Origin of the sequence: Streptomyces sp. NPDC018026, assembly GCF_044327745.1 — a bacterium.
GTDB classification, from domain to species: Bacteria; Actinomycetota; Actinomycetes; order Streptomycetales; family Streptomycetaceae; genus Streptomyces; species Streptomyces rubrogriseus.
Window position 1 is genome coordinate 1 of record NZ_JBIRFY010000034.1, and the last position, 22,434, is coordinate 22,434.

7 protein-coding genes are annotated in these 22,434 nt (G+C 69.5%); 3 read left to right on the forward strand and 4 right to left on the reverse strand.

The window, feature by feature from the left end; genetic code table 11:
• Positions 1 to 12 precede the first annotated feature (12 nt).
• Positions 13 to 11,079 carry an amino acid adenylation domain-containing protein gene (locus ACH4D3_RS40975; RefSeq protein ID WP_398332850.1) on the forward strand — a complete coding sequence of 3,689 codons (11,067 nt, stop codon included), beginning with the start codon at positions 13 to 15 and terminating at the stop codon, positions 11,077 to 11,079.
• Positions 11,080 to 11,262: 183 nt separating this feature from the next.
• Here ACH4D3_RS40975 and ACH4D3_RS40980 read toward each other — a convergent pair whose 3' ends face one another.
• The 4 genes from ACH4D3_RS40980 to ACH4D3_RS40995 form a co-directional block, all read right to left on the reverse strand.
• Positions 11,263 to 12,198 carry a TauD/TfdA family dioxygenase gene (locus tag ACH4D3_RS40980; RefSeq protein WP_398332851.1) on the reverse strand — a complete coding sequence of 312 codons (936 nt, stop codon included), beginning with the start codon at positions 12,196 to 12,198 and terminating at the stop codon, positions 11,263 to 11,265.
• A gap of 191 nt (positions 12,199 to 12,389) precedes the next feature.
• On the reverse strand, positions 12,390 to 14,948 hold the full coding sequence (locus tag ACH4D3_RS40985; protein ID WP_398332852.1) for an ABC transporter permease: 2,559 nt from the start codon (positions 14,946 to 14,948) through the stop codon (positions 12,390 to 12,392).
• A gap of 215 nt (positions 14,949 to 15,163) precedes the next feature.
• Positions 15,164 to 16,468, reverse strand: coding sequence for a cation:proton antiporter (locus ACH4D3_RS40990; protein WP_398332853.1), 1,305 nt, complete (start codon positions 16,466 to 16,468; stop codon positions 15,164 to 15,166).
• 34 nt (positions 16,469 to 16,502) lie between these two features.
• Positions 16,503 to 17,999, reverse strand: coding sequence for a tryptophan 7-halogenase (locus ACH4D3_RS40995; protein WP_398332854.1), 1,497 nt, complete (start codon positions 17,997 to 17,999; stop codon positions 16,503 to 16,505).
• A 317-nt stretch (positions 18,000 to 18,316) separates the two neighbouring features.
• Between ACH4D3_RS40995 and ACH4D3_RS41000 the strand changes: the two genes are divergently transcribed.
• Entirely contained in the window at positions 18,317 to 18,526 is a 210-nt protein-coding gene (locus ACH4D3_RS41000; RefSeq protein WP_398332855.1) for an MbtH family protein, read from the forward strand.
• A gap of 64 nt (positions 18,527 to 18,590) precedes the next feature.
• On the forward strand, positions 18,591 to 22,434 hold a 3,844-nt coding region (locus tag ACH4D3_RS41005; RefSeq protein WP_398332856.1), incomplete at its 3' end, for an amino acid adenylation domain-containing protein.

Sequence of the window (22,434 nt, forward strand, 5' to 3'; positions counted from 1 at the left end):
CTTGGGGAGCATGTGTCGGTGGGGCAGGCGGCGGTGGTTGTGGGTGAGGACGGGGTGGGGGGCAGGCGTCTGGTGGCGTATGTGGTGGCTGCGGAGGGGGAGCTGGGCGGGTTGGGGCTGGTGGATTCTGTTCGGGAGTTTGCGGGGGAGCGGTTGCCGGAGTACATGGTTCCGTCGGTGGTGATGGTGGTGGACGCGTTGCCGTTGACGGTCAATGGGAAGCTGGACCGGGCTGCGTTGCCGGTTCCGGAGGTTGTTGCGGGCAGGGGCAGGTGGTCTGCCACGGCGCAGGAGGAGTTGTTGTGCGGGGCGTTCGCGCATGTTCTTGGTTTGTCCTCGGTCGGGGTTGACGACGATTTCTTCGCGTTGGGCGGGCATTCTCTGCTGGCCACGCGTCTGGTCAGCCGGGTCCGTGCCGTACTCGGGGTCGAGTTGCCCATCCGGGTCCTGTTCGACGCGCCGACACCGGCCCGACTCGCCGCCCACCTCAGCCAGGCCGCCCAGGGACGGATCACCCTCACCGGCCGTGAGCGCCCGGACGAGGTGCCGCTGTCGTTCGCGCAGCAACGACTGTGGTTCCTGGGGCAGTTGGACGGCCCCACCAACAGCTACAACATTCCGATGCCGCTCCGGCTGACCGGCGATCTCGACCGGGGTGCGCTGGCCGCGGCACTACGGGACGTGATCGGCCGGCACGAAGTGCTGCGCACGGTCCTTCCCTCGGTCGGGGGCCGGCCCTCGCAGCGGATCCTGTCGGTCGAGGAGACCGGATTCGAGCTGCGGACCGAGGAGGTGTCGCGCGAGGAACTGGCCGCGAGGATGAAGCACGCCGCGGGGTACGCGTTCGACCTGACCACCGAGATACCGGTGCGTGCGGCGCTCTTCGCGGTGGCCCCGGACGAGCACGTACTCGTGCTCCTCGTTCACCACATCGCGTCGGACGCGTGGTCGATGGTCCCGCTCGCTCGCGACCTCTCCGTCGCCTACACCGCGCGGCAGCAGGGGCACGCGCCCGACTGGGCCCCGCTACCGGTCCAGTACGCGGACTACGCGCTGTGGCAGCGCGAACTGCTGGGCTCCGAGGACGACCCGGACAGCCTGCTGTCCCAACAGGTAGCCTACTGGCGCGAAACCATGGCCGGGGCGCCCGAGGAGCTTTCCCTGCCGGCCGACCGGGCACGCCCGGCAGTGCTCGGTCACCGCGCATACGCAGCGCACATGGAGCTGCCCGCCGAAACCCACCGACTCCTCCTCGAGCTGGCCCGCGAGCGTGGAGTGACCCTGTTCATGGTGTTGCAGGCGGCGTTCGCCACCTTCCTCTCCCGGCTGGGGTCCGGCACCGATATCCCGATAGGGTCCGCCGTCGCCGGACGCACGGACGACTCCCTCGACGACCTGATCGGCTTCTTCGTCAACACCCTGCTGGTGCGCGTCGACCTGTCCGGCAACCCGGCCTACGTCGACGTGCTCGACCGGGTGCGGGAGAACGCACTCGGCGCCATCGCCAACCAGGACGTCCCCTTCGAGCGCCTGGTCGAGGAGCTCGCCCCGGCCCGCGACCTCTCCCGGCATCCCCTGCACCAGGTCGTGCTGACCCTGCAGAACGCCTCCCGGGCGGTCGGTGAGGCCGGCACGGGCCGGCTGCGCATGCCCGGTCTGCAGGTCGAGATGCTCGACCTCGGCCAGGAAGTCGGCGCGAAGATCGACCTCGACGTGAACATGGACGAGCTGTACGACGCCGAGGGCGAGCCCAGTGGGATCGGCGCGGTGCTCACCGGAACGGCGGACCTGTTCGACCAGGGGACGGTCGAGCAGTTCGCGGGCCGGCTGGCTCGGATGATGCGGGAGATCGCCGAGAACCCACGAGGACGTATCGCCGACCTGCACGTGCTCGGCGAGGACGAGCGCGAGCAGCTCCTGGTGAAGCGCAACGACACCGCCGCCGAGATCCGGCCCGTGACCGTTCCCGAGCTCTTCGCCGCGCAGGTGGCACGGACCCCGGACGCGGTCGCCGCCGTCTTCGGCGAACAGGAGGTGACGTACGCGGATCTGGACGTCCGGGCGAACCGGCTGGCGCACTACCTGGCCGGGCAGGGGGTGGGCCCCGAGACGGTCGTCGCCGTCGCCATGGAACGCGGCACCGACCTCCTGGTGGCGCTGCTGGCCATCCTGAAGGCGGGCGGCGCCTACCTGCCGCTCGACCCGGAGTATCCGGCGGAGCGTCTGTCGTTCATGCTGTCCGACAGCCGGGCCTCCGTGCTGATCGGCGCCTCGGAGGTGCTCGACGAACTCCCCGTGGGGCGGACACGCACTATCGTGCTGGACGACCCGCTGGTGACCGCCGGCCTGAACGGCGCCCCGGACACGGCGCCCCGCAGCGGCGCGGAGCCGGACCACGCGGCATACGTGATCTACACGTCGGGCTCGACCGGTCGCCCCAAGGGTGTCGTCGTGTCGCACGTCGGTGTGGCGAGCCTGGTGGCCGCGCAGACCGAGCGGTTCGCCGTCGACGAGCACAGCCGAGTACTGCAGTTCGCGTCGGTGAGCTTCGACGCCGCCGTCTCGGAGGTCCTCGTGACGTTGTGCTCAGGTGCCGGCCTGGTACTCGCCGACGCTCAGGAACTGCTGCCCGGCCCGGGCCTGGTGGAACTGGTGGCCCGGCACCGCGTGACCCATATGACGGTACCGCCCGCCGTACTCGCCGTGCTGGACCCGCAGAGCCTGCCGTCCGTGACGACACTCGTCGTGGCGGGCGAGGCCCTCGGCGAGGACCTGGTGGCCCGGTGGGGCGCGGACCGACGGGTCGTGAACGCGTACGGGCCGACGGAAACCACGGTGTGCGCGACGATGTCGCAACCGCTCGCGCCGGGCGATCAGCCCGGCATCGGCGGGCCGATCCACAACACCCGCGTGTATGTCCTCGACGAGTACCTGCAGCCCGTGCCGGACGGCGTGGTCGGCGAGTTGTACGTGGCCGGCGCCGGCCTGGCGCGCGGCTATCTGGACCGGGCCGGTCTCACCGCCGGGCGGTTCGTGGCGTGCCCGTTCGGCGCCGCCGGTGAGCGGATGTACCGAACCGGCGACCGCGTGCGGTGGACGGCCGAGGGGAAGCTGCTGTTCGCGGGGCGCGCGGACGACCAGGTGAAGATCCGCGGCTTCCGGATCGAACCGGGCGAGGTCCGGGAAGCCCTGGCCGCGCACCCCGAGGTGGCGCAGGCCGTGGTCGTAGTGCGTACGGACGCGAACGGGGACAAGCGGCTCGTCGGATACACCGTGCCGTTGGACGAGGAGGCCGACGCGACCGAACTTGCCGAGTCCGCCAGGCGATTCGCCGCCGGCAGGCTGCCGGACCACATGGTGCCGTCGGCGGTCGTCGTTCTGGACGCGCTTCCGCTGACGGTCAACGGCAAGCTGGACCGGGCCGCGCTGCCGGTGCCGGAGCACACCGCCGGCCCCGGGAACAGCCGCGAGCCGGCCAACGCGCGGGAAGAGATCCTGTGCCAGGCATTCGCCGAAGTGCTCGGCCTGGAGGGGGTGGGGGTCGACGACGACTTCTTCGCGCTCGGCGGTCACTCGCTCCTCGCGGTGTCCCTGGTCGAGATTCTGCGCAGCCATGGCATGTCGGTCTCCGTCAAGGCGTTGTTCCGGACGCCGACGCCGGCCGGGCTCGCCGTGGAGGCGGACTCGGTGAGGGTCGTCGTGCCGCCGAACCTCATCCCCGAGGGGGCCGCGGAGATCACTCCGGAGATGCTCCCGCTGGTCGACCTGGACGCGGCCGAGGTCGGGCGGATCGTCGCGTCCGTGCCGGGCGGTACGGCCAACGTGGCGGACGTCTACCCGCTCGCCCCCCTCCAGGAAGGCATCTTCTTCCACCACCTCAGGGCACGGCAGAACGGTGCCGAGGCGGACGTCTACGTTGCGCCGACCGTCCTCGCCTTCGACACGCGAGCGCGCCTCGACGCCTTCCTGGATGCGTTCCAGCAGGTGGTGGACCGGCACGACATCTACCGCACGGCGATCGTGTGGGAGGGCCTGCGCGAACCGGTCCAGGTGGTACTGCGCCACGCACCGCTCTCCGTCGAAGAGGTCGTCCTGGACCGCGAGGGCGCCGACCCGGTCGAGCAGCTGCTCACCGCCGGCGGGTCGTGGATGGACCTGCGGCGCGCGCCGCTCCTCGATGTGCACACGGCCGTCGAGCCGGGCAGCGACCGGTGGCTGGCCGTCGTACGCATCCACCATCTGGTGCACGACCACACCACGATGGACGTCGTACTCGGGGAACTCGCCGCCCTGCTCTCGGGCAACGGTGACGCGCTGCCCGAACCACTCCCGTTCCGCAACTTCGTCGCCCAGACACGCCTCGGCATGTCGGACGAGGAACACGAGCGGTACTTCAGCGCCCTGCTGTCGGACGTGACCGAGACCACCGCGCCCTACGGAGCGCTGGAGGTCCGCGAGGACGGCACCGCCTCGCGGCGCGCCCGCACGGTCGTGGACGGCGAAGTCGCCGACCGCATCCGGGAGGTGGCGCGTCGCCACGGCGTTTCCGCCGCCGCGGTCTTCCACCTGGCCTGGGCGCGGGTCCTCGCCGAGGTCAGCGGACGTGACGACGTGGTGTTCGGCACAGTCCTGCTCGGCCGTATGAACTCCGGCGAGGGCTCGGACCGGACGTCCGGACTGTTCCTCAACACCCTCCCGATGCGGGTACGCATCGGGGACGACGACGTGGCCGGAGCACTGATCGCACTGCGCGACCAGCTGGCGGAGCTGCTGGTGCACGAGCACGCCCCGCTCGCCCTCGCGCAGCGGGCCAGCGGAGTACCCGCCGGCAGCCCGCTGTTCACGTCCATCTTCAACTACCGCCGCAACCAGGGCGGAACCCGCGGCAGGCGCGCGGGCATCGAGGGCGTCACGACCCTCTTCACCCGCGAGAAGTCGAACTATCCGCTGAACGTCTCCGTCGACGACGGAATCGCCTTCGGCCTCACCATCGAGGCGACGGCGCCGGCCGATCCGACCCGGGTGAGCGCGTTGCTGGAGACCTGCCTGGCGCATGTGGTGACCGCGCTGGAGCAGGCGCCGGGGACGCGGCTGGCGGCGATCGATGTGCTGGACGCGGAGGAGCGGCGTCTGGTGCTGGACGAGTGGAACGGCACGGAGGCCAGTCCCGCCGGGGCACTGGCGACCGAGTTGTTCGAAGCGCAGGTGGTCCGGACGCCGGACGCCTTGGCCGTGGTGTCCGACCGGGAGCCGGTGACGTACGCCGAACTCGACGCACGGGCGAACCGGCTGGCGCACTACCTGTCCGCCCAGGGGGTGGGCCGGGAGTCACTGGTGGGACTGTGCCTGCCGCGGAGTACGGAGATGATCGCGGCGATCCTCGCGGTGTGGAAGGCGGGGGCGGCGTATGTGCCGCTCGATCCGGAGTATCCGGCGGATCGGCTGGCCTACATGCTGACGGACAGCCGGGCGTCGGTGCTGGTCGGCACGGGTGAGGTGCTGGACGAACTGCCGGTGGGGCGGATCCGGACGGTGGATCTCGATGACCCACTGGTGATGGGCGCGCTCGCGGGGCAACCGGCGCAGACTCCTCAACGCACCCTGCGAAAAGACGAGTTGGCGTACGTCATGTATACGTCGGGATCGACCGGGCGCCCCAAGGGCGTGGCGGTGACGCAGGGCGGCCTGGCGAACTATGTGGCCTGGGCCGCGGAGGCGTACGCCATGGAGGAAGGCGGCGGAGGCGCCGCGTTGCATTCGTCGCTGGCGTTCGACCTGACGGTGACGAGTGTCCTGGTGCCGTTGGTGTCGGGGTCCGCGGTGGTGGTGAGTGAGGTCGGCGGCGCCGAGGGATTGGCCGAACTGGTACGGACATCGCCCGAGTTCGGGCTGGTCAAGGTCGTTCCGGGTCATCTTCCCCTGCTGGCCGAGCTGTTGACGGCCAACGAGTCGTCCGACGCGGCCCGACGCCTGATCGTGGGCGGCGAGGCGCTGCGGGGTGCGGATGTCCGAGGGTGGCTGGAGCGGGTTCCGGGGTCGGTCGTGGTGAACGAGTACGGGCCGACCGAGACCGTCGTCGGATGCTGCGCGTTCGAGGTGGCGGCCGGTGACACGGTCGACGAGGTGATGCCGATCGGCCGGCCTGTCGCGAACATGCGGCTGTACGTGCTGAACGAGAGGCTGCGCCCGTCGCCGGTCGGGGTGGCGGGTGAGGTGTACATCGCCGGTGAGCAGATGGCCCGCGGGTATGTGGGCCGTGCCGGTCTCACCGCGGAGCGGTTCGTGGCCTGCCCGTTCGAAGCGGGTGCACGGATGTACCGGTCGGGAGATGTGGCACGCTGGACGGCCGATGGGCAGCTGGTGTTTCTGGGCCGGGCGGACGAGCAGGTCAAGGTACGCGGTTTCCGGGTCGAGCCCGGTGAGGTCGGTGCGGTCGCGGCCGGGCACACACGAGTGGCGCAGGCCGCGGTGGTCGCCCGGGAGGATGTCCCGGGAAACACCCGACTCGTCGCCTACGTCGTCCCGGAAAGTGCCGAGAACGCGGATGAACTGACCACGTCCGTGACGGAGTTCATGGCCGCCCGGCTGCCGGAGCACATGGTGCCCTCGGCGGTCGTGGTCCTCGACGCGCTGCCGGTCACGGCCAACGGCAAGCTCGACCGCAAGGCCCTACCCGCCCCGGACTACACGGGCGGCGCCGGAACGGGACGCGGGCCGGTGAGCGTACAGGAGGAGCTCCTGTGCCAGGCCTTCGCCGAAGTGCTCGGGCTGCCCACGGTCGGGGTCGACGACGACTTCTTCGGGCTCGGCGGTCAGTCGCTCCTGGCGACCCGACTCGTCAGCCGCGTACGAGCGGTGCTCGGCGTCGAACTTCCCATCCGCGTCCTCTTCGAGACCCCCACGCCAGGTGCGGTTGCCGACTGGCTGAGTGCGGCCGACGAGGCCCGTACACCGCTGACGGCCACCGTGCGCCCGGAGCGGGTGCCGCTCTCCTTCGCCCAGCGGCGGCTGTGGTTCATCGCACAGCTCCAGGGACCCAGCCCGACGTACAACGTCCCCCTGTCGCTGCGCCTGACCGGTGAGCTTGACCGGACAGCGCTGAACTCCGCACTCCGGGACGTGGTCGGCCGCCACGAGGCGCTGCGTACGGTGTTCCCGGACATCGACGGACAGCCGTTCCAGCGAGTTCTGACGGTGGAGGAGACCGGATTCGAACTGGCCGTCACCCGGGTGCCCCAGAACGGGCTGGCGGCCGCGGTCGCCGAAGCGTCGGCGTACGGCTTCGACCTGTCGACCGAGATACCTCTGCGGGCCACGCTGTTCGAGGTGGGCCCGGACGAGCACGCGCTCCTGCTGTTGATGCACCACATCGCGGGTGACGGCTGGTCGACGTCGCCCCTGGCCCGTGACCTGACGGCGGCCTACGCGGCACGCAGCGCGGGCGGGGCGCCGGAATGGGCCCCGCTGCCGGTGCAGTACGCGGACTACGCGCTGTGGCAGCGGGAGGTGCTCGGCGACGAGAACGATCCGCGGAGCGTACTGTCCCAGCAAGTGGCCTACTGGAGAGAGGCGTTGGCGGGACTCCCGGAGGAGCTGGAGCTGCCGGCCGACCGGCCGCGCCCGGCCGTGGCCTCCTACCGCGGATACGAGGTGCCGCTGGAGATTCCGGCCGAGGTGCACGAGCGTTTGGTGGCGCTGGCGCGTGAGCGGGGCGTGACGCTGTTCATGGTGTTGCAGGCGGCCCTCGCCGTGACCCTGAACCGGCTGGGCGCGGGGACGGACATCCCGATCGGCACGGCGAACGCGGGGCGCACCGACGAGGCCCTGGACGACCTGGTCGGATTCTTCGTCAACACGCTCGTACTGCGCACCGACCTGTCCGGCGACCCGACGTTCGGCGAGCTCCTGGAACGTGTGCGGGAGACCAGTCTGTCGGCGTTCGCGCATCAGGACGTGCCGTTCGAGCGCCTGGTGGAGGAGCTGGCCCCGACTCGCTCACTCGCCCGGCACCCCCTGTTCCAGGTCAATCTCACCCTGGAGAACATCGCTCCCACCGCGACTCCCAGTGACGCGCCGTCGCTGGACGTACCACGGCTGCGCGTCGGCTCGCTGCCCGCGAGCAACGGGGCGGCGAAGCTCGACCTGAACGTCATCCTCGGCGAGGTCTTCGAAGCCGGGGGTGGCCCCCAAGGACTGCGCGGAGCCCTCATCGGCGCCGTGGATCTGTTCGACGACGAGACGACCGAGCGGATCGCGCATCGGCTGCTGCGGGTTCTGGAAGAGGCTGTCGAAGCGCCGGGGACGCGGCTGTCGCGGATTGGCGCCCTGGACGCGGATGAGCTCCGAGTGCTGGGTGAGTGGAACGACACGGCGGTCGAGATCGGCCCGGTGTCGGTTCCGGGGCTGTTCGCGGCTCAGGTGGTGCGTTCCCCGGAGGCGGTGGCGGTTGTCTTTGGCGGGGAGTCGGTGACGTATCGCGAGCTCGATGCGCGGGCGAACCGGCTGGCGCACTATCTGGTGGCACAGGGCGTGGGCGCGGAGTCGGTGGTGGGGCTGTGCCTGCCGCGGGGCATGGAGACCGTCGCGGGCATACTCGCCGTGTGGAAGGCGGGAGCCGGTTATCTGCCCGTGGACACCAGCCAGCCGGCAGACCGGATCGCCTATCAACTCCACGACAGCCGTGTCGCGTTGACCCTGACCACCGAAGAGATGCTGGAGGATCTGCCGGCGGGCAGGTATCGGCTGGTGGCGGTGAACGGGACGGTGATCGGGACGCAGCTTGCGGCTGCGCCGGATACGGCTCCCGAAGTGTCCGTGGACGAGGGCCAGGTGGCGTATGTGATCTATACGTCGGGTTCGACCGGGCTGCCGAAGGGGGTGGCGGTTTCGCACGGGGCGCTGGCGAATTATGTCGCGTCGGTGCCGGGTCGGGTGGGGTTGGGTGTGTCGGGTGGCCGATATGCGGTGTTGCAGGGGCAGGCGACGGATCTGGGTAACACGGTGGTGTTCGCGAGTCTGACGACGGGTGGTGAGCTGCATGTCCTGGACGAGGAGGCGGTCACCGACCCGGTGGTGGTGTCGGCGTATCTGGCCGAGCACGGGATTGATTTCCTGAAGGCGGTGCCGTCGCATGTGGCGGCGTTGGGTGCGGCGGCGGTGCTGCCCGGGCGGTCGTTGGTGCTGGGTGGTGAGGCGGCCTCGCCCGCTCTGGTCGACGAGTTGCTGGCGGCGGCCGGGGACCGGGAAGTGTTCAACCACTACGGCCCCACCGAGACGACGATCGGCGTCGCCACGACGCGTCTGACTCGGGAGGTGGTGGCGTCCGGGGTGGTGCCGGTCGGATCGCCGGTCGCCAACACGCGCCTCTTCGTTCTGGACGAGGCGCTGCGGCCGGTGGCGCCGGGCGTGACGGGCGAGCTGTACGTGGCGGGCGCCCAACTGGCCCGGGGCTACGTGGGGCAGGCCGGAACGACCGCAGAGCGGTTCGTGGCCTGCCCGTGCGGCGCCTCGGGTGAGCGGATGTACCGCACCGGCGACCGGGCCCGCTGGACGGCCGGCGGTCGGCTGGTGTTCGCCGGCCGGGCGGACGACCAGGTCAAGATCCGCGGATTCCGGGTGGAGCCGGGTGAGGTGCAGGCGACGGTCGCCGCGCATCAGCAGGTCGCCCAGGCGGCCGTGATCGCCCGCGAGGACACTCCCGATGACACCCGACTGGTCGCCTACGTCGTCGCATCCGACCAGGAGACCGACGCGTCCGAACTACCGCACCTGGTGCGGGAGTTCACGACGGCTCGGCTGCCGGAGCACATGGTGCCTTCGGCGGTGGTCGTCCTGGACGCACTGCCGCTGACCGGCAACGGCAAGCTCGCCCGCAAGGCTCTACCCGCTCCCGACCACGCGACCGGCGACAGGACGGATCCGGTCACACGGCGGGAGAAGATCCTGTGCCAGACGTTCGCCGAGGTGCTCGGGCTGCCCAGTGTGGGGATGCACGACAACTTCTTCCAACTGGGCGGGCACTCACTACTGGCGATCCGGCTCGTGGCAGCTCTGCGGGAGCGCGGCGTGCCGGTCTACGTACAGTCGTTCTTCGAGACGCCGACGCCGGTGGGGCTCGCCGCGGCGGCCGGACCGGAAGCGCCGGAACAGGAACAGCGTCCGGCACCGGCGGATCCGGCTCCCGAGGGCGAGGATGCCGCCGAATCCGCTGACGCGACGGTGGTCGAACTGGACGCCGACGAGATCGCGGCGGACCTGGCCCGGGCCCGCAGCGCGACAGGCACGGCGTCCGTCCAGGATCTGCTGGGGACGCTGCTGCCGATCCGCACCGAAGGCAGCAAGACACCGTTCTTCTGGGTCCACCCCGGGGGCGGTCTCAGCTGGTGCTACATGCCGCTGGCCGGTTACGTGTCGGAGGGACACCCGGTCTACGCCCTGCAGGCCAGGGGCCTGGACGGGACGAGTGAGCCGGCCGCCTCACTGCGGGAGATGGCGGCGGACTACGTCGAGCAGATCCGCACCGTTCAGGAGTCCGGTCCGTACCAGCTGGTCGGATGGTCCGCCGGCGGGGTGGTGGCGCACGAGATGGCGGTACAACTGCAGGCCTTGGGCGAGCAGGTGTCCGCCCTGGTCATCCTGGACTCGTACCCCTCGCCCGGCCACGACCAGGATCGGCCGGCTCCCGCGGGCGGCTCCGGGGACGCGGTGATCGGGCAACCCGACTCACTGGAATCCTGGAAGGCACAGCAGGTCGAGCGGTTGACCGACGAGATCCGCGAGCAGATGAGCGAGGTCCTCGGGGATCTCTCCGAGGGCGAACTGGTCGCGCTCGCCCGGGTCAACGTGAACAACACCCTGGTCAGAGTCGGCCACGAGTTCGGCCGGTTCGAGGGTGACGCCCTGCTTGTCGTCGCCTCCGAGGGCCGGAAGGAGGACGCTCCCGAGCCTGAGGTGTGGGCACCGTACATCTCGGGAACCGTGGTGGCACCCCGAATCGCCTGCACGCACAAGGAGATGGGGCGGCCCGAGGCGTTGGCCGAGATCTGGGGCCTGGTGGCCGACTGGCTGGGGCTGGAGTAGGCGGCCGCCCGCCGTGGCGGACCGGTGACGCCGGCCCGCCACGGCGGTCCGGAGACGCGGGGGGCGCGGCCGCCGAACCGATGCACAGCCCGGCGGCCACACCCCCGTATCAGGACCGGGGACAGCGAAGAGGGCCCGACGGTCGTCGTCGGGCCCTCTTCGCTGTCAGCGGTCGAAGATTTCCTACGACATGGCGACCAGCACCCGGCGGCTGCCGGAGAAGGGCCTGCGCCCGTGCGCCACGGCGATGTTGTCGATCAGCAGGACGTCGCCCTGTTGCCAGGCGACGTCCACAGCCAGCGCCAGCCCCTGGTCGCGCACCGTGAGGACGTAGTCGTCGGGTATCGGGGAGCCGTCGGCGAAGGTCACGGACTGGGGGAGTTCGTCGGCGGGCACGATCGAGGCAAGCTCACGCATCGTCTCCTCGCCCAGGGACGCGGGGTGCCACTGATCCGCCTGGTTGAACCACACCTCCTCACCGGTGCCCGGGTGTTCGATGGTCGAGGGGCGGACATGGCTGATCCGCAGCGCGTGGGAAGCGGTCCACTCCCAGCTTGCTCCGGTGGCGCCCAGCAGCTTCTCGACCTGCGCGGGGTCGTCCGTCTCGAACGTCGCCTGCCAGCTCTTGCCGAAGCCCCGGCCGCCGTGCAGGTACTGCCGATAGCACAGACCCCCGCTGAAGGCCTCCCGAATGCGGTCGTCGAGCTGCTCCAGCCACAGGGCGCTGTCGAGCAGCGGGGTCGCGCCTCCCGAGGCGGCCGGCCGCACGCAGGAGAAGAGCAGGCGTGATGGCCAGGAATGCGCGTAGGAGAGTTCGTTGTGCATGGAGATCGCGTATTCGGGTGGGTACTCCGTCGACGTGTAGACATTGTCGCCGACTTTGGTTCTGGGAGTGTTTCCGTGGACGTACGCCAGTCGTTCGGCCAGCAGGAGGGGCATCACGTCCTCCAGTGTCGTCCCGTTCACCTCGAAGCCCCTGAAAAGCAAGGCCAGGTGTCGGCCCAGGAGGTCGTGGACGTCGGTGGATCCGAGGTATTCGACAAGACCTTGAGCTGTCGGCGGTACACGGGCCACTTCCGGGGTGATGCGCTGAGGTGCCCAATTCTTCCGATCGGTCACGGGAGTTCTCCTCGATGCCGGAAACGCACCCGCTCGGCCGTGCGCAGGGTGCTCTCCACAGCAGCATGGTCCGAAGGCATCCCGCGATCAATGTTCAAAGGGCGCTTGTTCAACCGCGGTCACGTGGCAGTTGAACAGGCGCCCTGTGCGCGCCCGCCTTCTTCTTACGGCGTCTCGGAGCACCCTCGCTGTCAGGCCGTCTGGATGCTCGCCAGAAGGTCGAGCCTGGCGGCCTGGCGGGCCGGCCACTGGGCGGCGATGACACCGATGAACCCGGACAGGAGCAGGAAGAGAAGCATTTGGGCGTAGGGGATGACCGTCGGGACACTGTCCAACTGGGCGCCGACGAAGGTGCGGTTGGCCCCCCAGGCCAGGAATGTTCCGAGTGCCACCCCGGAGGTCGCTCCGAAGAGCGAGATCACCACCGACTCCAGCTGGACCATGCGCCTGACCGCGCTGCGGTCCATGCCGATGGCGCGCAGCATGCCGATCTCACGCCTGCGTTCGGCGACCGACATGGCCATCGTGTTGATCACGCCCAGCACGGCGACCAGGACGGACATGCCGAGCAGCAGGTAGAGCAGGTTGAGGGCGGATGTGATGGTGCTGCTGAAGTCGTTGCGCATGCCCGTCCGGTCCTTGATGTCGATCACCGGATTGTCGCCCGTGGCGGCCTCGAGTGACTTCTTCAGGGTGCCGGTGGCACCCTCCGTACCCTTGACCAGGATGCTCTTGACGTACGCGTCGGGCTGGTGCTCGGTGATCACGGAGTTGGGGACCAGAACCGAGGACAACATCTTGCTGTCCTCGAAGACGCCGCCGACGATCATCGTGCCGGTGGAGTCGTCCGGGTAGGTGATCTTCACAGGGGAGCCGACCGACAGGCGGCTGGTCTTCGCGACGCCGGCGTCGACCAGGACCCGTCCTTGCTTCAGGGCTTGGACCGAGCCGGACCTGAGGGTGAAGCTGACCAGCTGGTCGTAGCTGTCGGCGTCGAGCCCTTCGACCTCGTGGTCGGTGCCGTCGACGCCCCAGTACGCATAGGAGACCGGGCTGGAGGCAGCCACCCCGGGCGCCTTGGCAACGGTGCCGGCCAGATCGGTGGAGAGGCTGTCGCTGTTCGCCATGGCGATGGAGTAGTCGGCCTTGAGGCTGCCCGTGACCGTTTTGTCGACGGCCTCGGTCACCGAGGTGCCGACCACGGTCATCGCGGTGATCATCGTGACGCCGATGGCGAGGGCCCCGGCCGTCGCTGCGGTGCGGCGCGGGTTGCGCACCGCGTTGAGGCGGGCCAGCTTTCCCGGGCTGCGGAAGAGCCTGACCAGGAGGGGGGCGGCCAGGGCGATGACAGGACGCGACAGCAGTGGCAGCAGGAACAGCAGGCCCACGGCCGTGAGCGCGGCGCCGAAGGCGACCTTGACCAGCCCGGACGAGCGAGGGCCGGCGCCGAAAAGGACCACCCCCGCACCGATCGCGACGCCCGCGATACCGAAGGCGTTGCGGACCAGCAGGCTTCGCTGACCGACCGGCTGCTCGCCGCTGTTCATCGCGGCCACCGGAGGAACCCGGGACGCACGCATCGCGGGCAGCAGGGCGGAGAGAACGGTGACGAGGGTGCCGAGGGTCAGGGTGACGACGACCGTTGTCGTGCTGAAGACCAGCGGGCCGGTCGGCATGCTCGGCTTCACCGCCTTCATCACGGCCTGCAGCCCGGCGCCGATACCGACCCCGCAGAGCAAGCCGCACACGGAGGCGGTGACGCCGACCATCAATGCTTCGACGAGTACGGACTTGGCGACCTGCGAGCGGCTCGCGCCGACCGCGCGCAGCAGGGCGAGCTCCCTGACGCGCTGAGTGATCAGCATGACGAAGGTGTTGGCGATGAGGAAGACGCTGACGAAGAGTGCGACGGCCGCGAAGAACATCAGGATGATGCGCAGGCTGTGGCCGCTCTGCTGAAGCCGGTCTGCCTGCTCGGCGTCGAGCCGTTCGCCGGTCTTGAGTACGTTCCGGGTGTCGTTCGGAAGCTTCTCCCTGACCTCGGCCAGCAGGGCGGCCTCGGACGTACCCGGCTTCGCGGTGAGCGCGATCCCGCTGTACTGGCCGGCGGTCAGCAAGGTCTGCTGCGCGTAGGCGGTGCCCATGAGCGTCAGCGTCCCACCGGCGGACACCATGGGCTCGTCGGTGGTGAAGATGCCGGTCAGCTCCGCCTCGACCACGGGGCCGTTCGAGGCTACGCGGACGGAGTCACCGACCTTGTAGCCGGCCTTCTCCGCGCTCTTCTCGTCGAGGGCGATCTCGCCGTTCTGCCGCGGACCGCGGCCCTCGACCATCGGGTAGCGGGGATCCCCGCCGGAAGCGTCCGGAACGAAATTTCCGCCCCTGGACGTGCCGGCCTCACTGGTCATGTGGCCTTGCTTGTCGGCGACACCGAGGAATCCGGTCACCTCGCCGCGTGTCTTCTTCACTCCGGGCAGCGCCGCGAGGTCCCGGACGGTGGCGTCGGTCAGCCGGCCGGACGTCTTCTCGCTCTTCTGCCGGGCGCTGGCGTGGTGACCGGCCGTGAGGTCCGACACCAGGACCGACACATCGTCGTAGCTGGTGGTGACCCTGTTCCGCGCCGCCTGTTTGGCCGTGTCGGAGAAGACCCAGGTCCCGGCGACGAAGGCCGTGGAGAGCATGATGGCGAGCGCCGTCATCAGCAGGCGGCCCTTGTGGGCGAGCAGGTTGCGCAACGCGGTGCGATACATGGTCCTGTCCAGGTGAGGATCGGCTCGAACGGGCTCCTGTGAAAGCCGGACGGTCGGGCGCGCTCTGACATCAGGCGACGGGTAGGCGAAGACCGCGATTCCATCGTGGGGCAGAGCCGGTGCGGAAACATCGGCCTCTCGACGGTCTGGGAAACCACCCGCGGATTTACCCCGGCGGGGCGCTCGTCCTCCCCCGGTATGACGCCGTCCGCGACTCAGCGGTCGAGGCCGGCGCGCTCCTTGGGGAGCGCTGCCGTGCCTGCGTCACCGGTCCGGCCGTCCTCCGGTGCCGGGGCCGGTCCACGGCGACCGACGAGGTGCAGCAGCGGGCCGGTCATGAAGGTGGCGACCAGAGCCATGACGACGAAGACCGTGAAGAGCTGCGCTCCGATGATCCCGGCGTCCAGGGCGACGTTGAGCACGATCAGTTCGGTCAGGCCCCGGGTGTTGACGAGGGCGGCCACCAGCGCCGACTGATGCGGATCGAGCCCGCCGAGACGAGCCCCGGCATACCCGGGGAGCATCTTGCCCACGATGGCGATGGCGAGGATCAGGGCCAGCAGGATGGCGCCGTCCGCACCCAGCAAGCCGATGTCGAACGACAGCCCGGTCGTCACGAAGAACAGCGGCAGCAGCACGCCCGCGGTCTGCTCCAGCGTCTGGAGCACCTCGGCTTCCGGCCGTCCGTTGACACGGGGCATGGTCAGCCCGGCAAGGAACCCTCCGAACACCGGATGCAGCCCGAGCGACGCGGTGACCCACGCGCTGCCGAGGGCGAGTCCGAGGGCGATGGGGACGGGGCTCATCAGCAGCGCGCCCGGACGCCCGAGCCAGCGCTCCAGCAGCGGACGTACGACGAGCAGCATGGCCGCGACGAAGAGCACGATGAGCAGCAGTGTCACCGGCCAGGCGCGGCCGGACGCGTGCCCGGTGCCGGCGAATGCCGCGGCCAGCACAAGCCAGGCCGCCACATCCATGAAACCGGCCGCGGTCACGGCCACGGTGCCCGCGGAGCTGCCCGCCATGCCCCGCTCACGCACGATCGCGGCGAGCACGGGCAGGGCGGTCACCGCGGGCGCCACGGCCATGAAGAGGACAAACGACCGCCCGTCGGTATGTCCCTGTCCGACCGCGGCGAAGGCTCCGTCGAACAGCTTCAGCGCACCGACACCCAGTCCCATGGGGACCAGCAGGGCGAGGAACGCCACGGAGGCCACCGCCCGGCCTCCGCGGCGCAACAGGCCGAAGTCGATCTCGTATCCCGCCAGGAACATGAAGATGACGACCGCGACCTGGGCGAGCACCGTCAGGAACGGCTGCACTTCCGGCGGGAAGAGGTGTGCGGTGGGATTCCCCGGCAGTTGCCCGAGCAGCGTCGGCCCCAGCGCGATGCCCGCCACGATCTGCCCGACCACCGTGGGCTGGCCGCAGCGGCGGGCCAGTGTGCCCATCAGCCATGAGGCGACGACGATCAGTGCGACGTCCCCGACGACCACGGTTGTCACTGCTTCGGTGCTCAACGGTCCCCCTGGCTGCGCCCTCGCCCCGCCCGGTTCACTTCCCTTCCGGTTCCAGCCAGTGCATGCCGTCACCGGAGGCGACCAGGCCCCCCGAGAACAGCGGGACGTCGGCGCCCAGCGCCTCACCGAGGAAGGCCTGGCTCTGCACCTGGCCGCCCTCCTGCATGGCCTCGCGCACGGCCGCGGACTTGAAGAGCGGGACCATGCCCTGCTCCTCGTCGGCGGCCATCGTGTCCAGTGCGGAGGCGAACTCCGCCGCCTTGCCCTTCATCCGCACCGCCGCCGATTCGGCGTCGTCCAGGGCGAACTCCGCGGACGACACCCCGGACACGAGCTCCACGAAGGACTCCAGTTCGGTGTGCGCGTTCTTGGTCACCTTTTTCGCCGACCAGAAGTACGACTCCTCGTCCACGTGCATGTCGTAGAACGACATCAGGAACTCGTAGAACACGCCGTACTCGCGCCGGTAACGGGCCTCGAACTCGTCGAAGGCGGGCTCCTCCTCGACCAGACCGGCCATGACGCTGTTGATGGAGCGGGCCGCCAGCAGTGCGCTGTAGGTGGCCAGATGGACGCCCGAGGAGAACACCGGGTCCACGAAGCACGCGGCGTCGCCGATGAGGACCAGCCCGGGGCGCCAGAACTTGGTCTGGTGGTACGAGTAGTCCTTGCGCACCCGCAGCCGGCCGTACTGCCCCTCGGTGACCCGGGTGGCGTCGGAGAGGTAGTCCTTGACCAGCGGGCACTCGTCGATCAGGCTCTGCAGCGCGGTCTCCGGGTCGCCCTGGACACGGGCCGCTTCCTCACGTCTGACCACCGCTCCGACGCTGGTGAGGGTGGGACTGAGCGGGATGTACCAGAACCAGCCGCTGCTGAAGGCCGCGGAAAGGATGTTCCCGGAATTCGGCGCGGGCAGGCGCTTTCCGCCCTCGTAGTAGCCGAAGAGCGCCAGACTGCGGAAGAACTCGGAGTACTCACGGGTCCCGCCCACGCGCTTGTGGAGTCGGCTGCCGTTTCCCGACGCGTCCACGACGAACTTCGCGTACGCCTCGCGCTCGGTCCCGTCCGCGTCCGTGTACGTCACACCGCGGACCCGCTCCCCGTCGTCGATGACGTCGTCGACCGTTACCCGATGCCGGACCTCGGCCCCCTTCTTCACCGCATGGTCAAGCAGGATCTTGTCGAACTTTGACCGCTCCACCTGATAAGCGAACGAGGTTGCGCTGGCTATCTTCGGCGACACGGCGAACGAGAAAGTCCACGGCTCCGGATTGGCGCCCCAGCGCAGGGTTCCGCCCAGCTTGCGGGTGAATCCGGCCTTCTCCAGCTCGTCGGCGACGCCCGTCAGCCTGCATACGCCGTGGACGGTGGACGGCAGCAGCGACTCGCCTATCTGGTACCTGGGGAACGTCTCCTTCTCCAGTATCAGAACCCGGTGTCCCTGCATGGCCAGAAGGGCACCCAGCGTGGATCCGCCGGGTCCGCCTCCGACCACGACGGCATCCCATTCCTCGTGATCTTCGACGCCCATGTCTGTCGACTCCTCTTGTGGCGTTCCGGAACTTCTTGATCCTCTGGTTCACGGTCTGGCCGGGGCGCTCGTCGGTGCCGAGCGTCGCGTGGAACCGGGCCCGGGACTCCTCGGTCTCCCAGAGATGCTCGCACCGCGGTCGGCCGGCGACATGCTGCGGGGAGTGTGCCATCTGGGCTGTTCAACTGATGCGAAGGCACAGTTGAACAGCGCGGGAGGTGATCGCCGAAGATTGATTAGTCATGTGGGCCTGGCCCATAGTGAATCGAGACGGGCCAGACTGCCCGATCTTCATTCACCCCAGAAGGGACGGCGTGGTGACGAATCCATTCGACGACCCCGATGCCAGCTATCTGGTCCTGGTCAACGACGAGGGGCAGCACTCGCTCTGGCCGGTCTTCGTCGACGTGCCCGACGGCTGGAATACGGTGTTCGGGGAGGCGGGGCGCCAGGAATGCCTCGATTACATCGAGAAGTCCTGGACCGATATGCGGCCCAAGAGTCTGATCGAGGCCATGGAGAAGTGAGAACCTGCTGCCCGGCCGGCCGGCTCAGTCCGGCCGACCGGGCAGCAGGGCGTCCCCTCGTGATGTGATTCCACGACGTCGCGGGAATTCCTCGGATGTCAACTGCCAAAGCGCAGCTTTGTTTATGGGAAGCTGGGCGCTTTTCGGCATGCCTGAACGGCGGCCGGCCCGGGATTTTCCACTAGGCGAGTCGGAATGTTTGGGGTATACGGAAATGTCTGCTTTCGAGGGTGAACTCCGGGACCTGATGGCCGGTCAGCTCGACATCTGGCAGGCCCAGCAGCTCGCACCTGAGAATCCGGTGTACAACATCGCCGAGTACCTGGAGATACGGGGCGATCTGGACGCCGAACTCTTCGTCGAGGCCCTGCGGCGCACCGTGGACGAGGCCGACAGCGTTCGCCTGCGCTTCCGCATGGAGTCCGGAACCCCGAAACAGTATGTCGGCGACCGCCACGACCACCCCATCCACCTCATCGACGTCACCGCGGCCGCCGACCCTCGGGCGGCCGCCGAGGAGTGGATGCACGCCGACCTCCGCGAGCCCGCCGACCTGATGGCCGGCGGCCCGCTGTTCACCTTCGCCGTCTTCACGCTCGGCCCGGATCATCACCTCTGGTACGAGCGCTACCACCACCTCGTCGCGGACGGACACGCCGGCCGGACATTCGTCACCCGCGCCGCCCAGATCTACACGGAGCTTCTGACGGGCCGGTCCACCACCGACGGAGCACTCGAGCCCCTGACCACTCTGCTCGAAGCGGAGCGGGCGTACCGGGACTCGCCGGACTTCGACCTGGACCGGGAATACTGGCTCGGCGTTCTGTCGGACCTCCCGGACTCCGCCGAATCGCACGTGCCCGCGACCCGGCGATGGCTGCCGTCAGCGCTGGCACGGCACACAGACGGCATCAGCGCCTCGGACACCGCCGAACTGAAGGCGGCCGCACGCCGTCTGAAGACCAGCCTCGCCGGGCTGCTGATCACCGCCGCGGCCGTCTACCGGCACCGCGTCACAGGTGAGAGCGACGTCGTCATCGGCCTTCCGGTCAGCGGCCGGACGGGACGGCGGGAGCTCGCAATCCCCGGTATGACCGCCAACAACCTGCCGATCCGGCTCAGGATCGACCGGGACACGTCCATCGCCGATCTCGTACGCCAGACGAACAAGGCCGTCCGGGACGGCCTGCGTCACCAGCGCTACCGCTACGAGGACACCCTGCGGGACATGAAGCGCGTCGACGGCGACTCGCTGTGCGGCCTGCATGTCAACGTCATGGCGTTCGACTACCCGGAGGCCTTCGGCGGCAGCAACGTCACCTCCCACAACCTCTCCACCGGCCCCATCGACGACACGCGGATCGACATCTACGACAGGCCGGGCGAGCCCGGCCTCCAGATCGACGTCGACGTGAACCGCGACCTCCACGAGCCGACGTCGGCCCAGCACATCTCCCGCCACCTCCTGAAGACCCTCACTCGACTTGCGGCGGCCGCACCCACCGACCCGGCCGCCCAGGTCGATCTCCTGGACGAGGAGGACCTCCGCCGCATCCTGGAGGAGTGGAACGACACGGCCACCGAGGTCGCGGACACCACGGTGCCCGAACTGTTCGCCGCCCGGGTCGCGCGAACGCCGGACGCGACGGCGGTGGCATCCGACGCCGCCCGGCTGACCTATGCCGAACTGGACGCGCGGGCGAACCACTTGGCGCACCACCTGGCCGGGTTGGGCGTCGGAACCGAGTCGGTGGTCGCCGTGGCGATGGAACGCGGCATCGACCTCGTGGTGGCACTCCTGGCGGTGTGGAAGGCCGGGGCGGCGTATCTGCCGATCGATCCCGCCCATCCCGCCGAGCGCATCGGGTTCATGCTCGCAGACAGCCGCGCCGTGGTCCTCCTGGGCCAGGAGGAACTGCTCGACGAACTGCCGGTCAGGCGCGTCCTGACGGTGGCCGTCGACTCCACCGAGGTCCGCATGGCACTGGCGGCGGCCCCGGACACGGCGCCTGAAGCCGGCCTGATGCCCGGCAACCTGGCATACGTGATCTATACATCGGGTTCGACGGGGACACCGAAGGCCGTGATGCTGACGCATTCGGGCGCGGTGAACCTGGCGGCGGCGCAGGCCCAGCGGTGTGCGGTGGACGAGAACAGCCGGGTACTGCAGTTCGCATCGGTCGGCTTCGACGCGGCGACCTGGGAACTGCTGATGGCGCTGTGCTCGGGTGCGGGTCTGGTCGTCGCCCCGGCCGCGGAGCTGATGCCGGGAGCAGGGCTGACGGAGGTCGTGGCTCGGCATGGGGTAACCCATGCCACTTTGCCGCCGGCAGTGCTGGCGGTGTTGCGGACGGAAGATCTGGCATCGGTGTCCACCCTGGTCTCGGCGGGTGAGGCGCTGGGCGGCGAGCTGGTGGGACGGTGGGCGCCGGGACGGCGGTTCATCAACGCGTACGGGCCGACGGAGACGACGGTGTGCGCGACGATGACGGAACCGCTTCAGGCGGGTGGCACGCCGAGCGTGGGTGTGCCGAATGCCAACACGCGGGTGTACGTCCTCGACGACCAGTTGCGGCCGGTGCCGGTGGGCCTGCTGGGTGAGCTGTACGTGGCGGGGGCGGGTGTGGCCCGCGGATACCTCCGGCGCGCGGGCCTGAGCGCCCAGCGGTTCGTGGCCGATCCGTTCGACCCGGACGGCGCGCGGATGTACCGGACAGGCGACCGCGTGAAGTGGACGGACGACGGTCGGCTGATGTTCGTGGGGCGGGCCGACGAACAGGTGAAGGTCCGTGGATACCGGATCGAGCCGGGCGAGGTGCAGGCCGCGGTGGCCGCGCATCCCCAAATCACTCAGGCCGTGGTCGTCGTCCGCGAGGACATTCCCGGCGACAAGCAGCTCGTGGCATACGTGATCACCGGCGACGGCACGCCCGACGCCCAACTGCCGGAAGATGTCCGCAGGTTCATCCAGCAACGGCTTCCCGACCACATGGTGCCGGCGGCCATCGTGGTGCTGGACTCCTTCCCGCTCACCGTGAACGGGAAGGTGGACCGCAGGGCCCTCCCCGCGCCCCGGTACACGACCACTGTGCGCCGGGCACCGGCCACGGCGCAGGAGGAAATCCTCTGCTCCGTGTTCGCCGAGATCCTCGGCCACGAGGACATCGGAGTCGACGAGAACTTCTTCGACCTGGGCGGACACTCCCTGCTCGCGACACGCCTGGTGAGCCGAGTGAGGTCCCTCCTCAACGTCGAAGTGCACACCGCCGACGTCTTCGAGGCCCCGACTGTCGCCGCCCTCGCCGACCGGCTCACCGGATCGGGCGCACCGCGTGCGGAGCTGGTCGTCAGGGAACGGCCGGAGCGGATACCCCTGTCGTTCGCCCAGCGACGGTTGTGGTTCATCGGACAGCTGGAGGGCCCCAACGCCACGTACAACGCCCCCCTCGTCCTCCGCCTGTCCGGACGCCTAGACCGCGAAGCGCTCAACGCCGCGCTCCGGGACGTGATCGGGCGGCACGAGTCACTGCGCACGGTGTTTCCGGTTGCGGACGGAGAGCCCTACCAGCACGTCCTCGGCACCGACGAGCTGCCGTGGGACCTGCCGGTGACCGACGTCGTGAAGAGTGCGGAGAGCTACGAGCGCCTCATGGACCTCGCGGACCTGCCGACCCTCGCGCCACAGCAGGCGGAAGGCTCGCTGGACCTCACCGCGGCGGTGGTCCGGGCAGCCGGCCACGCCTTCGATCTGTCGGTCGCGTTGCCGGTTCGGGCGCAGTTGTTCGCAGTGGGCGCGGATGAACACGTACTCGTGATGGTGGTTCATCACATTGCGGCTGATGGTTGGTCGATGGGTCCGTTGGCGCGGGATCTGTCGGTGGCGTATGCGGCGCGGTGTGAGGGGCGGT

What these genes read in the sequence shown, in the direction of transcription:
- ACH4D3_RS40985 (WP_398332852.1), bottom strand. Translation starts at nt 14,948, where the DNA reads ATGTATCGCACCGCGTTGCGCAACCTGCTCGCCCACAAGGGCCGCCTG.
- ACH4D3_RS40995 (WP_398332854.1), bottom strand. Translation starts at nt 17,999, where the DNA reads ATGGGCGTCGAAGATCACGAGGAATGGGATGCCGTCGTGGTCGGAGGC.